Below are 14133 nucleotides of genomic sequence, written 5' to 3'. Positions count from 1 at the left end.
GCCAATGAACAGAGGCAAGAATATCCGCCTGTGGCTGGTGCTGGCCATCGCAGTGGCGTTGGCCGGCCTGCTCGGCTGGATGCGCTTTGCCACCCCGCCCGCACCCCAGGGCAATCTGGCGGGTGCCAGCCTGGGCGGGCCCTTCACCCTCACTGATCAGAACGGCCAAAGCGTGCGCGAGGCTGATTTCGCTGGCCGCTATCGCCTGATCTATTTCGGCTATGGCTTCTGTCCCGATGTCTGCCCCACTGATCTGGCGCTGCTGGGCCGCGGCCTGAAGGCCTTTGAAGCCAGCGATGCCGCCCGGAGCGCCAGGGTGGCACCGATCTTCATCACCATCGATCCCCAGCGGGACACGCCGGCCGCATTGAAGCCCTTTGTCGCCGCCTTCCACCGCCGCCTTGTTGGCCTCACCGGCACGCCAGACCAGATTGCTGCGGTTGCCAGAGCCTATGGCGTGTATGCCAAGCGCATGGAGACCGGCGATCCGGAAAATTATCTGATGGACCACAGCGCCATGGTCTATCTCTATGGTCCGGATGGCAAACCCATCGCCTTTCTCGCCCACCAGGGCCTGACCGCCGAAGCCATCACGCAAATGCTGGCCACCCATGTCCGCTAAACCCTTCTGGGAGGTGATCCCGCTGCAGCGGATGAGCCGCGAACAGTGGGAAAGCATCTGTGACGGTTGCGGCAAATGCTGCGTGCACAAGCTGGAGGACGAGGAGACGGGGGAGATTTTCCCCACCAATGTCTGCTGCCGCCTGCTCGACACCGCCACCGCCCGCTGTTCGGATTATCGCAACAGGAAAGCGCTGGTGCCGGAATGCGTGCGCCTCACCCCGCACCGGCTGGACGAGATCGACTGGCTGCCCGACAGTTGTTCCTATCTGCGCGTCCATCGCGGCCAGGGGCTGGCGCCGTGGCACCATCTGATCAGCGGCGATCGCGACGCCATCCACCGCGCCGGCCAATCGGTTGCCGGCCGGGTGGTGCGCGAGGATCAGGTCGGCGATCTGGAAGACCATATCATCGACAAGCCGCTCTGAAGGGCCGCCCTGGGTTCCATCGCCCCTGGACTGAACCGCTCATGCCGGGCTTGTCGAGGCACGCACTGCCCTGGGAACCTGCCTCGACAAGCTCGCCCTTCGGCGGGCTCAGGATGAGCGGGTTTGGGATTCCACGAGAACGCAATCGAAGCTAGTTCGCACTCCATGCTGCGCCTGCGCCCCACCCTGCCCGACGTGCTGGACATCGCCGGCCGCCGTGTGCCACTGGTCGCCACCCGCCGCACCACCGCCCGCATGGTGCGACTGAAGGCCAACAGTGTCTCGGGCGCGATCGAAATCAGCCTGCCGCCGCGCGGTGGGGAGGCGGCGGCGCTGGCGCTGCTGAAATCCCACCACGACTGGATTGCCGCCAGGGTGGCGACCTGGCCGCGCCCGATCCCGTTCGCGCCGGGCTTCATCATCCCCATCGATGGCGCCCCGGTGCTGATCGATTGGCAGGCCGGCCACCCGCGCCCGCCCGTGCTCCTGGCCGACCGGCTGCGGCTGGGCGGGCCGGCGGAATCGCTTGGCCCCAGGCTGGAACGCTGGCTGAAGGCGCGGGCCAAAGCCGATCTGGAGGCCGCGACGCAGCGCTTTGCTGATCAATTGGACCGCACGGTGGCCCGTGTCTCTGTCGGCGATCCCGCCACCCGCTGGGGCAGTTGCGCCGGCTGGAACCGGCCGGAAGGCGCGCGCATCGCCTATAGCTGGCGGCTGATCCTGGCGCCGGCCTTCGTGCGCCACGCCATCGCCGCGCACGAGGCGGCGCACCTTGTCCACCCCAATCACTCGCCGGCCTTCCACGCCCTCAACCGCGCGCTCGATCCGCGCGCCCAGGATGCCCGCCGCTGGCTGGCCCGCCACGGCGCCGCCCTCCACTGGGTCGGCCGTCCGCTCTAATCCTGTCCTACACGGGCAAAGCCTGTCATCATGCTGCAGTCGACGGCTCAGGCGCGCGGCAACGCCAGCCGTCTCACACCCGCGAGATGTGTCATTTGTGTCGCATCCGGCGCGGCGAACCGAGCAAAAACAACGCTGAATCCCGCAAGAATCGTCAATTGTGTCAAAACCGGCGGGGTGCTCCTTCTCATCACCGGATCAGGATTTGGCGGCGCCCCAGCCGCACTTCTGGCCCTTGTTCTGCTGCTTCAACCAGGCGTGCAGCGGCGCGAAATAGGCCAGCATGGCCTTGCCGCTCATCTCCCTGGTGCCAGTGAAGGCGGCCAGCGCGTCCGGCCACGGCTTTGACATGCCCATTTCCAGCATGGCGTTCAGCCTGGTGCCCACCGCCTTGTCGCCAAACACCGAACAGCGGTGCAGCGGCCCGGTCCAGCCGGCTTGGGCACAGGCGGCCTCATAAAACTGGAACTGCAGGATGCGGGCCAGGAAATAACGGGCATAGGGCGTGTTGCCAGGGATGTGGAACTTGGCACCAGGATCAAAGGCATCGGCCGGCCGCTCGCCCGGCGGAATGATGCCTTGATACTTCAGCCGCAGATCGGTCCAAGCCTTGTTGTAATCGGCCGGCTTGGTGGTGCCGGCAAACACACCCCAGCGCCATTTGTCGACCAGTGCGGTCCACGGCATGCCGGGCACCTTTTCCATTGCCTGGCGCAGCAGCAGGCCTACGTCGCGGCTGGCATCAGGCACCTTGGCCGTATCCAGCAGGCCCACCTTCACCAGATATTCCGGCGTGACGTTCAGGGCCGCCCAATCGCCAATCGCCTCGTGGAAACCATCGTTGGCGCTGTTCAGATACAGGAACGGCTGCGCCTTGTAGGCGCGCTGGTAGTAATTGTGCCCCAGCTCGTGGTGGATGGTCACGAAATCCGTGGCATTCACCTTGATGCACATCTTGATGCGCAGGTCATCCTTGTTGTCGATGTCCCAGGCCGATGCGTGGCACACCACCTCGCGGTCCGCCGGCTTGGTGAACTGGCTGCGCGTCCAGAACGTGCCCGGCAACGGTGCAAAGCCCAGCGAGGAATAGAAATTCTCGCCATATTTCACCATGTCGAGCGGGCCGGCCTTCTTGGCGGTGAGCAGATCGCCAATGTCATAGCCCACCTCGCCGGCTCCGGGCGGCGCCACCACATCATAGATGCTGGCCCATTCCTGCGCCCACATATTGCCCAGTAGATCGGCGCGGATCGGCCCGGTCTTCGGCTGCACCGCATCGCCATATTTCTGGTTCAGCTTGGCGCGGGTGTAGCAGTGAAGATCGACATAGAGCGGCATCACCTCGGCCAGCAGCCGGTCGATCAGCTTTTCGAAGTCGGCGGCCGGCATGTCGTATCCGGCCCGCCACATGGCGCCGGTGTCGGCAAAGCCCAGTTCCTTGGCGCCGGCATTGGCGATCTCGACCAGCCGGGCATAATCGGCCGCCATCGGCGTTCCCACCTTGTGCCAGCTTTCCCACATTTCCTGCAGCACCTTGGGGTCACGCTCCGTGCCCATCAGCGCTTCCAGATCATTGCCCACGGTATCCTTGCCGCGCGCTGTGCCCTTGCCCTTGCCGTAAGTGCTCTGCAGGCGGGTGGCGATTTCGGCCAGTTCCTTGGCGGCACCCGGCGTGTCAGGCGCGGGCAGCACGATGGCCTGGCGCAGCAGGAACAGCTTGCGCGCCGTGTCGGCATCCAGCCCGGTCACGCTGTTGAACCGCGCCGCCTCCTTGGCCAGCTTCACCTGCAGCAACGTGCCTTCGGCGCCGGCTTCGGCCGCCATGGCATCGGTATCGTCGGTGATGAAGGTGGCGTTCACCCAGGCCACCCGCTGCGCCCGGTCGGCATAGGCCGAAAGCTGCGCCTCGGCACTGGCAACAAGGGCCTTGGCCTCCGCCACATCGGGTTCGGCGGCCTGCGCCGCCGTGGGCAACAACAGGGCCAAGGCCAGTGCCAGATGCGAACTCTTCATCGATCGTCCCCCAATTTTTTCGTTACAACGGGTGGCCCAGCCAGGCCGTAATGGCGGTGCCGAAATCCGGCTTGGTCACCGCGCTCATGTGGTTGCCGTCAATCTCCACCAGCGCCGCATTCGGCAGTTCCAGCGCCAGCGCCGGGGCCGATCCATTGTCCTGGTCGCTGCGGCCGCACAGCACCAGACAGCGCGTGTCCAGCCTGCGCAGCACCTCCAGCGGCGTTGACACAAAGCTGTCAAGCAGATGGCCCACGGCGATGCCATCCACCTTGTTCTGTTTCATGAAGGCGGAAGCAAAGGCTTCCGGGCTGCCGGCGGGCCAGCCATCGGGCCGGGCGACCACCCGCTTGAAGAAATCTGCCCGTGCCGTGCCGCCGATCAACCCTTCCAGCCCCATGCCGGAAATTATGGCCTTGCCCGGTTTCAGGCCGCGCGCCAGAAGTCGCACCAGCGTGCGGGCACCCATCGAATAGCCGCCAATGTCGAAATCGGTCAGGCCCAGCTGGCCGATCAGCGTCTCGATATCCATGGCCAGCACATCCGCGGGATAAGCCGCGGCATCATGCGGCGCCGCGCTGAGGCCATGGGCCCGAAAATCCGGCATGATCACACGGTATCCGGCGCCCGCAATCTCGGCGGCGGCACCATAACGGCGCCAGTTCATCTCTCCCGAAGAAAACAGTCCGTGCAGCAGGATGATCGGCCGGCCGGTGCCGATCTCGGTCACCGCCAGTTCGGCCCCGTCAAACCCGGCGAAGCGTTGCATGGATCAGCGCCCGGCTTCGGCGCGGGCGGCGGAGACAGCGGCCTTCAGCTGATCAAAGCCCACCGCGCCCGACAGGATTTTGTCGCCAATGATGTAGCTGGGGGTGCCGGTCAGGCCCAGCGCCCGGCCCAGGGCCAGGTTGCGGTCCAGCTCGGCGCGCAGCGTGGCATTGGTCAGATCGGCGGTCACCTTGTCTTCCGAAAGGCCAACGCCTTTCACGATGCCCATGGTGCGCGCCAGGCTCACCCGGCCGGGGCTTTCGAACATGGCGTTGTGGAACTTGCCATAACCACCTTGGCTCGCAGCCGACAGGCTGGCCATTGCCGCCTCGGTGCTGGCCGGGGAGAGCACGGGGAAATCGCGATACACCACCATAAGCTTGGGATCGCTGGCGATCAGCTTCTGCACATCGGCATGGCCCTGCCGGCAATAGGGGCAAGCGTAATCAAAGAACACCACCAGCTTCACGTCGCCCTTGGGATTTCCGGCGATGGCGCCGGGGAAGGGGGTTTCGACAGCGGTGCGGTTGGCCGCCAGCGCCTTGCGGGCTTCGGCTTGCTCCAGCCGGGCCACGGCTTCGGGGATGATCTCGGGATGGTTCAGGATATAGTCGCGAACAATCGCCTCGATCTCGGCGCGGTTGGCTGGCTGTCCGGATTGGCCCGCCGCCATGGCGGTGCCCGCGCCAACCCCGGCCCCGGCAAGGCCCAGCAGCAGGGCCGCACCCATGCTCAACCGGCGGCTCCAGAAACTGGCCATGGTCACCTCTTCTTCTTGCGCTGCTGTTCCACCGCGTCGCCGGCGATCAGCATGATGTCGTCAGCCCGGATATAGTCGGGGGTGCCCGGCCGCAAGCCGGCGTGCGCCACTTGGGCATTCATCATGGCGCCCATGGCGTTGCCTTCCAGGCTGAAGCGTTCGGCGGCGGCCAGCGCGGCACGGGGCTTGTCGCCGCGCCGGTCATAGATCACGCCAAGCTGATACCAGGTGAACGGGTTTTCCCGGTCCAGCGCAACCGCCCGGCGCAACAGCGGTTCGGCTTCAGCCTGCAGGATCTTGTCCTCGCTGGTCACCAGGGCATGGCCCAACAGCGTCAGGATCATTGGTTCGTTTGGCGCAGCACTCACCGCGCGGCGTAGTACGGGCAACGAATCCTCGACCTTGCCTGATTCGAGCAGGATCTGCCCTTCCAGCTCAAGGAAATAGGGGTCATTCGGCGCCAGCGCCACCAGCTTGGCGGCCTCGGCCATGGCCTGGTCCGGATACCCAGACCGGTGCCAGGCATAGGCCCGGGCATAGAGTGCCCCGGCGGTGTTGGTGCCTTCCGGATACCGCTGCATGACAATGCGTGGCTCTTCGACATAGCCGGTCAGCTTGCCCTTGATGCGTTCAAAGCGCGCCTGCAGCGCCGGGTTCAACGGCGCATCCCAGGCCTTGTCCTTCTCATAGACGGCCTGAAGATTGTTGATGCGGGTGCTGGAAAGCGGGTGGGTACGAGCATATTCGTTATTCTGCGGGATCGCGAGGCGATATTCTTCCCCCTGCAGCTTGCGGAAAAAGGCGATGGAGCCGCGCCCCGACAAGCCAGCCTTGGCCAGGAAGCTGGCACCGGCCTGGTCGGCCCGGCTTTCCTGATCGCGGGTGAAGCTTAAGAACTTGGCGAGTGCTGCGGTTTGGCCGAGGCCCAGAATGGCCATGCCCGCCTCACCCGCGCCGGCTGCCACCGCGGCCGCCGCGCCGAGCAGGCTGAGCAGCGAAATGCGGCTGGCCGGGGTGGCGCCCTCCCCAAAGCGCACGGCATGGCCGCCGGTGATATGGCCCAGTTCGTGGGCGATCACGCCCTGCAGCTCGTTCACATTGTCGGCCGCGATGAACAGGCCGGAATGGATGAACACATTCTGCCCACCCGTCACAAAGGCGTTGATGCTGGGATCGCCCACCAGCACGAACTGCACATTGCGGGGGTCGAGCCCGGCGGCCACCACCATGTCGCGGCTGATATCGCGCAGGAATGCCTCGGTCTCGGCATCGCGCAGGATGGATTGTGCCGCCGCCGGCCGGGGGAGGGCCAGCAGCACCAGTGCCAGCAAGGCAAGAATGAACCGGGGCATGCGCCAGCCCTGTCCCATCATGGTTTAACCCTGGGTGAAGCGGGCATCACGCCGCCCGCATCGCCTTGGCCCGCCGCCGCTGCACCGATGACCCAAGGCCCAGCGCCTCGCGATATTTGGCGACGGTGCGGCGGGCGATGTCAAAACCCTCATCCTGCAGCAGCTCGACCAGCTTGTCGTCAGACAGGACATCATCGCCTTCAGCCGCGATCAGCCTGGCGATGCGGTCCTTCACGGCCAGCGCCGAAGCGGCCTCGCCGTCGCCGCTGGCAACGCCTGAGGTGAAGAAATATTTCAGCTCGAACTGGCCGCGTTCGCACAGCAGATACTTGTTGCTGGTCACCCGGCTCACGGTCGATTCATGCATTTCGACCAGATCCGCGACGGTCTTCAGAGTCAGCGGTTTCAGATGGCTGACCCCGTTCTCAAAGAAGCCCTGCTGCAGCTTCACGATTTCGGTGGCCACCTTCACGATGGTTTTTGCACGTTGATCCAATGCCTTGAGCAGCCAGTTGGCGCTGGACACGCATTCGTTGAGGAAGCTGTTGGTCGCCTTGTCGGCGCCGCTGGCCAGCTCGGCATGATAGTCGCGATCAACGATCAGGCGGGGCAGGGTGGCCTGGTTCAGGCTGATCTGCCAGGCGCCGTCGGCACCGCGTGTCACGAACACGTCGGGCACCACCGGTGTTGCCGGCTCACCGCTGTAGCGCAGGCCCGGCTTGGGGTCATAGGATTTCAGCTCGCGGATCATGTCCACGATATCCTCCCGATCCAGCCGGATCAGCCGCATCAGGCCGTTCATGTCGCCGCGAGCGACAAGATCAAGATTCATCAACAGCTTGTGCATGGCCGGGTCGCAGCGGTCAGCGGCGCGGGCCTGGGCGATCAGGCATTCCGACAAGGTGCGCGCCGCGACTCCAACCGGGTCAAACATCTGCACCTCAGCCAGAACAACCTCCACGGCGGCGGGGCTGATGTCGAGCCGGTCGGCGATCTCGTCCACTGGTTCCACCAGGTAACCACACTCGTCCAGCCCATCGATAATGAAGCGGGCGATGGCGAGATCCAGGCCGTCAAACCGGCTGGCGGCCTGTTGTTCCAGCACCTCAGCCAATGTCGGTCCGCTGCCGGAAACCCGATCGAAATCAAAGCCTTCCTCGTCGCTGCCGATGCCGGGTCGCTCGCTCCAGTCGGCGGGCTGGTCGCTGGCGCAGTCGTGGTGGAAGCGTTCGCCGGTGTAATCGGCTTCCAGCGGCGTGCCGTCGCCCGACGGGACGCCATCGCGCAGCAATTGTTCAAGCCCGGCGCTGCTGGCCTCCACCGGTGCTGGCAGCGGCTCGCGGCTGTCATCGATGCTGGACTGGGCCACGGGTTCAGCCGGCTCGGCGTCACCGCCGCTGGCAAGCAACGGATTTCGTTCAAGTTCCTCGCCGATCCAGCCTTCTAGCTCGACATTGGTGAGGGTGAGAAGCTTGATCGCCAGCTGCAGCTGGGGCGTCATCACCAGCTGTTGGGACTGCCTGATTTCGAGGCGGGGCCCCAAACCCATGTCAGCCGCCCTGCATCACAGGCTGAAATCCTCGCCCAGATAGACGCGGCGCACGGTTTCATCCGCCACCAGCGCTTCCGGCGTGCCTTCAAACAGCACGCGGCCATCATAGATGATGCAGGCGCGGTTAACGATTTCAAGGGTTTCGCGGACGTTGTGATCGGTGATCAGCACCCCGATGTCGCGGGCGCGCAGCTGCACGACCAGGGCGCGGATATCGGCGATGGAGATGGGATCGATGCCGGCGAACGGCTCGTCCAGCAGCATGATGGAGGGGTTGGCGGCCAGCGCCCGGGCGATTTCGGCGCGGCGCCGTTCGCCGCCGGAAAGCGCCATGGCCGGGGCGGCGCGCAGGCGGGCGATGTTGAATTCGCTCAACAATTCTTCCAGCCGGGCGGCGCGGGCGGCGGCATCGGGTTCGGCCACTTCCAGCACGGCCATGATGTTCTGTTCCACCGTCATCCCGCGGAAAATGCTTGTTTCCTGAGGGAGATAGCCCAGACCCAGTGCAGCCCGGCGATACATGGGCAGGCCGGTGATATCGTGGCCATCGAGCAGGATGCGGCCCGAATCCGGCATGGCGAGGCCCATGATCGAATAGAAGCAGGTCGTCTTGCCGGCGCCATTTGGTCCAAGCAAACCAACGACTTCGCCGCGCCTGACCGACAGGGAGACATCGCGCAGGACAACCCGTTTGTCGTAACGCTTGCCAATGCCGTCCACCGACAGGCCGCGCAGCGGGGCGGCGGTGTCGGTGCGGGGCAGGGTTTCGGTGCTGCTCATGATGGGATTCAACACTCCGGCAACTGGCGCGATAATTGCATGCATGGCCACGCTACCCGCAAATGGTGACAGCGCCAAGGCTGAGCCATGTGAAAAAAGATGGAAAATCGTGCCAATTCGGCGCAGTCCGGTGCCCGCACGCGTCCGCGCGGTGACCGCACAAAGGCCGCCGGTGACCGCGCCCTGGGAATTGGTGGCCGATTGTGATGATGTTTCCCGAACCCGCGATGATGGCGCTTCTGGCCGGGGCCGGGCTGTGGGCGGGCGCCCAGAATGCCCTGGCCGGCGGCGGCAGTTTCATCACGTTGCCGGCGCTGATTGCCGCCGGGTTGGATCCCAAGCTGGCCAACATCACCTCCACCATGGCGTTGTTTCCGGGCCAGATCACAACCGGCATTGCCGGGCGCAAGCTGGTGGCCGGGGCGGAGCGGCTGAGCTTCCGCTGGCTGGCGGGGATTGCGCTGGTCGGCGGGGTGGCCGGCGCGGCGCTGTTGAATGCCACGCCAACCCGGGTCTTTGCGGCGCTGGTGCCCTGGCTGGTGCTGCTGGCCACGCTGGCCTTTGCCTGGGGGGTGTTCGGGCCCAAGCGATCGGCTGACCGGCCGCCGCCGGCGCGCTGGATGACGGTGACCAGCCAGTCGCTGATTGCGCTTTATGCCGGCTTTTTCGGTGGCGGTGCCGGCATCCTGACCATGGCGAGCCTGACCATCGCCCGCATGCCGGTGCGCAACGCCGCCGGCACCAAGAATGTGCTGCTGGCGCTCTCCAACACCACGGCGGCGCTGCTGTTCGCCTTCACCGGCACAGTGGCCTGGGGGCATGCGCTGGTGGTCGGCATCGGGGCCATCGTTGGAGGCTGGCTGGGCGCCCGCGCGCTGACCGTGGTGCCGGAAAAGGCGCTGAAGATCGCGGTGATCTTCATTGGCCTGGCGCTCAGCCTTGGCCTGTTCCTGCGCGGTTAGGCCGTCGCCGGCTGTGCGTTGGCCGGCCGATGTTCATAAACCACGAACTCGGCGTGGCCATAATGCTTGAGCAGGCCGCCGATCTTGCGGATCAGCCGCTGGTCCGCCAGCGCTGACAGGCCGGGGATGCGGGCCGCGAGGCGATAGGCGGTCATGGTGGCAGCGATCCACAGCCCGGCCAGGCCGGCCAGCGCCAGATCGCCCGCGCTGATCCGCACCCCCACGGCTGCGGCGGCTGCACGATCATTGTTCATGAAATTCTTGAGGAAGAACACCCGGCTGAAGCTGATTTCCACCCGGCGGAACAGCCGGATGGCAAGGCCATCGCCTTCCCAAAGCTTGGCCGCCATGGTGGCGCGCACCAGGCTGCCGCAGGTGCGATCGTCAAAGCCGGCGCGCAGCGTGGCGGCCCGCACGTTCATGATGTCCACAATGCCCTGCGGTGTCGTTGGCAGCAGCGCTTCGGGCAGGCCGAGCAGGCGGCAGCGATAGCGGGCGAATTCGACAATGGCACGTTCGTCGGGCGTGAACTGGGTGCGGCCTTCGGCGATGAGGCGATAGGAGAGCAGGAAGATGTTGATGAGGCCGGCCGGCATCTGATCCACCTGCGGGATGGGGAAGCCATATTTGGCCCGGTCCCACAGCTGCGGGCGGCGGGCAATGTTGTAGCGCACCATCGAGTGCATCAGCCGCACCAGCGCTGCCGCCTTGAAGCCAGGGCCAAAGCGTTCCAGCGCGCCGGGCAGGGTGGTGACGGCGAAGAAATTGGCGGTTTCCTTCACGCGGCGGGCAGCGGCATGATCGGAAAGCGTGCCGGTAAGTGCCATCGGCAGCGCGGCATATTCGTTCATGAAGGTGGCGATGAAGGCGCCGCGCACGGCAAAGGGCGCGATGTGCGCGGTGCCGTTGCGCTCCAGCCTGGCGCCGCGTTCCACCAGCGCCATGTCCAGCCAGTCGGGCGTCTGTTCCATATCGGCGATGAAGGCGGCCAGCTCCGGCGGTGCATCCGGCACCGCGTCAATTCCCCGGTCACAGGCGGCTTCCAGCAGGTCGATCAGGGTGCGGAACTTGGTGGTGGCCATCAGCGCGGCATAGGCATCGGCCGGCGGATCGCCCATCATCGCATAGGCGCGCAAGCGTTCGACGAGATCATCATTGGCAAGGATTCGCGCCCGCTTGTGGGCATGGGCCGGCGGGATGGTGGAGGGCGCGTCGGGATCGGTGGTGAAACGCTCTGCCGGGGCGTCGAAATCGAAATCGCCCCACAGCGCCGGCACCGCTTCGCGCTGCGCCCGCACGGCCGCCCAGATGGCCTGATGGTCTGGGGTGATGCTCATCCCCGCTGCTCCCGCCACGCGCCGGCGCTCCCCCACCGGCGGTTCAGCTGTAGCGGTCGCGGCAATGGCCCACCACTGACACTAAGACGCGGGGCTCACCGCCGCTGGCCATTCTCGTCGATCAGCACCTCGCGGCGGCCGACATGGTCGGGGCGGGAGACGAAACCGTCCTGCTCCATGCGCTCGATCAGGCGGGCGGCGTTGTTGTAGCCGATGCGCAGGTGGCGCTGCAGGAAGCTGGTGCTGGCCTTTTGATGCCGGGCGATCACGTCGATGGCCTGGGCATAGCTGTCGGCTTCGTCATCGCCGCGGCCGCCGCCGCCCGACAGGCCGGCGTTGGCCAGATCCAGCTGCCCGTCGAGATCGGGCGGTTCCTCGGTGACGGCTTCGACATAGTCGGGCTCGCCCTGGGCGCGCCAGAAATCGGCCACGGCCTCCACCTCGTCGTCCGACACGAAGGGGCCGTGCACGCGCACCAGCTTGCCGCCGGCCATCCACAGCATGTCGCCTTTGCCCAGCAGCTGTTCGGCGCCGGGTTCGCCGAGGATGGTGCGCGAATCGATCTTGCTGGTGACCTGGAAGCTGATGCGGGTGGGCAGGTTGGCCTTGATGACGCCGGTGATCACGTCCACCGACGGGCGCTGCGTCGCCATGATCAGGTGGATGCCGGCGGCGCGGGCCTTTTGCGCCAGCCGCTGGATCAGGAATTCCACTTCCTTGCCGGCCGTCATCATCAGATCGGCCAGCTCGTCCACCACCACCACCACCAGCGGCAGCGGTTCGAAATCGAGCAACTCCTCCTCGATGATCGGCAGTTCGGTTTCCGGATCCCAGCCGGTCTGCACGCGGCGGATGAACGGCTTGCCCGCCGCCTTGGCATCGCGCACCTTCTGGTTGAAGCTGGCGAGGGAGCGGACGTTCAGCTCGCTCATCTTGCGATAGCGGTCCTCCATCTGCTCCACCGCCCATTTCAGCGCGCGGATGGCCTTGGGCGGATCAACGACGACGGGGGCCAGCAGATGCGGGATCCCGTCATACATCTTCAGCTCCAGCATCTTGGGATCGATCATGATCAGCCGGCATTCGGCCGGCGTCATGCGATACAGGAGCGACAGGATCATGGCGTTGAGGCCGACGGACTTGCCCGAACCGGTGGTGCCGGCGATCAACAGGTGCGGCATCGGCGCGAGATCGGCCACCACCGGCTCGCCAGCGATATCCTTGCCCAGCACCAGCGGCAGGGTGACATTGCGGCTGTCGAAACTGGCGCTGGCCAGAAGTTCCGAAAGCGACACGGTTTCGCGCGTCTGGTTCGGCAGTTCGATGCCGATGACGTTGCGGCCCGGCACCACCGCGACACGGGCGGACAGGGCGGACATGGAGCGGGCAATGTCGTCGGCCAGGCCGATCACGCGGCTGGCCTTGATGCCCGGCGCCGGTTCCAGTTCATACATGGTGACAACCGGGCCGGGGCGCACTTCGCCGATGCGGCCGCGCACGCCGAAATCTTCGAGCACACCTTCGAGCAGCCGGGCATTTTGTTCCAGGGCGGCGGCATCGATGCGGGCGCGCGGCGCCGATGGCGGCGGGCGCAGCAGATCAAGGCCGGGCAGGATGGCGGCATCACCCAGATCGAGCGATTGCTGTTTCGCCTTCTGCACGCGCTTGCTGGCGACGGGCGCAGCCACCGGTTCCACCACGGTGGGGCCGGGCAGGACAATCTCTTCGGCGCTGTCGTCCTCTGTCTCGGCGGTGCGGCGGCGGCGGCCAAGGCCGGCGGCGGGCGCCTGCGGCAGGGGCAGGCTGCCATCATCATTGTCGTCCGCCTGGCCGGGCCACAGGCCGCGCAGGGTGGCCATGCCATCGGCAAAGCCATCGCGGCTGATCCCGGTGCCCCAGGCGATCAGCGCCAGCCCCAGCGGCAACAGCAGCAGCGCCAGCACCGCGCCGGCGGGCACGCTGTCAAAACCCGGCAGGGTTTCCAGCGCGCTGGCCGCACCGGCGAGGCCATGGCCGATCAGGCCGCCGGGCCCGGCCGGGGCACCCAGCGCCGGCAGATCAAAGCCGCCGGCCGCCCCCGCCAGGCACAGCGCGCCGACCAGTGTGCCGCCCATCATGCGCAGCACCGGCACGGCCGATTCAGTGGCGACACGCCAGCCGGCGATGACGATGGCCGGCACCAGCAGCAGCATCGGCCAGCCGGCCAGTTGCAGCAGCAGATCGGCCAGATGCGCGCCGACATCGCCCAGCGCATTGCCGGCCACGCGGGCGGTGGCGGTGTTGAACGACGGATCGCGCGGCGAGTAGCTGACGATGGCGATGGCGAGCGTGACGCCGGCCGCGGCAATCAGGCCGCCGCCACACAGCCGGACGGCGGTGCGCAGCGCCAGCGCCGCGGCGACCCGGGCCCGGGTGAGCAGCGCCGATCCGGCCGCCAGCCGGCCGGCGGGGGCGGGGCTGCGGCGGGGAGCGGCGGCGGCAGTCGCCCTGGAAGCCATGCGTGCGGTGCCTTTCGCTGGGGTTTGGCCGGTTGAATCGGAGCGGACAAAGCGAACAAAGTGTGAATCAAGCCGGGCTTTTGGTCAAGGTGGCACCCGGTTCAATGCGGATGACATCATGTCCCGCTTGGGGGAAGGGCTGCTGTGGTCTAAAGCCGTGCT

Annotated in this window: 12 protein-coding genes; 4 read left to right on the top strand and 8 right to left on the bottom strand. The window is 66.3% G+C overall.

Features of this window, described 5'->3' with window-relative positions:
* The first annotated feature begins 4 nt into the window (after window positions 1–4).
* From AC6BOR_RS09155 to AC6BOR_RS09145, 3 genes are all read left to right on the top strand, one after another.
* Window positions 5–622: an SCO family protein gene (locus tag AC6BOR_RS09155; protein ID WP_498058157.1), complete on the top strand. Its 618-nt coding sequence runs from the start codon at window positions 5–7 to the stop codon at window positions 620–622.
* Window positions 612–1049 carry a YcgN family cysteine cluster protein gene (locus tag AC6BOR_RS09150; RefSeq protein WP_086115372.1) on the top strand — a complete coding sequence of 146 codons (438 nt, stop codon included), beginning with the start codon at window positions 612–614 and terminating at the stop codon, window positions 1047–1049. Before AC6BOR_RS09155 ends, AC6BOR_RS09150 begins: the two co-directional genes overlap by 11 nt.
* 165 nt (window positions 1050–1214) lie before the next feature.
* Window positions 1215–1949 carry a M48 family metallopeptidase gene (locus AC6BOR_RS09145; protein ID WP_498058156.1) on the top strand — a complete coding sequence of 245 codons (735 nt, stop codon included), beginning with the start codon at window positions 1215–1217 and terminating at the stop codon, window positions 1947–1949.
* A gap of 198 nt (window positions 1950–2147) precedes the next feature.
* Here AC6BOR_RS09145 and AC6BOR_RS09140 read toward each other — a convergent pair whose 3' ends face one another.
* From AC6BOR_RS09140 to lptB, 6 genes are read right to left on the bottom strand one after another with little or no spacing between them, the layout of a single operon-like run.
* Window positions 2148–3962, bottom strand: a complete 1815-nt coding sequence (locus AC6BOR_RS09140) for a M2 family metallopeptidase (protein ID WP_498058155.1) — start codon at window positions 3960–3962, stop codon at window positions 2148–2150.
* A 22-nt stretch (window positions 3963–3984) separates the two neighbouring features.
* Complete coding sequence (locus AC6BOR_RS09135; RefSeq protein WP_498058154.1) at window positions 3985–4731, bottom strand: alpha/beta fold hydrolase; 747 nt, start codon at window positions 4729–4731, stop codon at window positions 3985–3987.
* A gap of 3 nt (window positions 4732–4734) precedes the next feature.
* On the bottom strand, window positions 4735–5490 hold the full coding sequence (locus AC6BOR_RS09130; protein WP_498058153.1) for a DsbA family protein: 756 nt from the start codon (window positions 5488–5490) through the stop codon (window positions 4735–4737).
* 2 nt (window positions 5491–5492) lie between these two features.
* A complete protein-coding gene (locus tag AC6BOR_RS09125) occupies window positions 5493–6842 on the bottom strand; it encodes a M48 family metalloprotease (RefSeq protein ID WP_498058152.1) in 1350 nt (449 codons plus the stop codon).
* A 46-nt stretch (window positions 6843–6888) separates the two neighbouring features.
* Complete coding sequence (rpoN, locus tag AC6BOR_RS09120; protein ID WP_498058151.1) at window positions 6889–8391, bottom strand: RNA polymerase factor sigma-54; 1503 nt, start codon at window positions 8389–8391, stop codon at window positions 6889–6891.
* Between the two features lie 15 nt (window positions 8392–8406).
* Window positions 8407–9174 (bottom strand): LPS export ABC transporter ATP-binding protein, encoded by a 768-nt coding sequence (gene lptB / locus AC6BOR_RS09115; RefSeq protein WP_498058150.1) that lies wholly within the window; start codon window positions 9172–9174, stop codon window positions 8407–8409.
* A gap of 206 nt (window positions 9175–9380) precedes the next feature.
* Between lptB and AC6BOR_RS09110 the strand changes: the two genes are divergently transcribed.
* A complete protein-coding gene (locus tag AC6BOR_RS09110; protein ID WP_498058149.1) occupies window positions 9381–10136 on the top strand; it encodes a sulfite exporter TauE/SafE family protein in 756 nt (251 codons plus the stop codon).
* Here the strand turns inward: AC6BOR_RS09110 and AC6BOR_RS09105 are convergent.
* On the bottom strand, window positions 10133–11473 hold the full coding sequence (locus AC6BOR_RS09105; protein ID WP_498058148.1) for an oxygenase MpaB family protein: 1341 nt from the start codon (window positions 11471–11473) through the stop codon (window positions 10133–10135). The genes AC6BOR_RS09110 and AC6BOR_RS09105 overlap by 4 nt on opposite strands.
* Window positions 11474–11568: 95 nt before the next feature.
* Window positions 11569–13971: a DNA translocase FtsK gene (locus AC6BOR_RS09100; RefSeq protein ID WP_498058147.1), complete on the bottom strand. Its 2403-nt coding sequence runs from the start codon at window positions 13969–13971 to the stop codon at window positions 11569–11571.
* Window positions 13972–14133 lie beyond the last annotated feature (162 nt).

Source organism: Sandarakinorhabdus sp. FBCC-B8862 (assembly GCF_059745315.1).
Note: the sequence above shows the minus strand (reverse complement) of the source record. Positions and strands in the feature narration are given on the sequence as shown.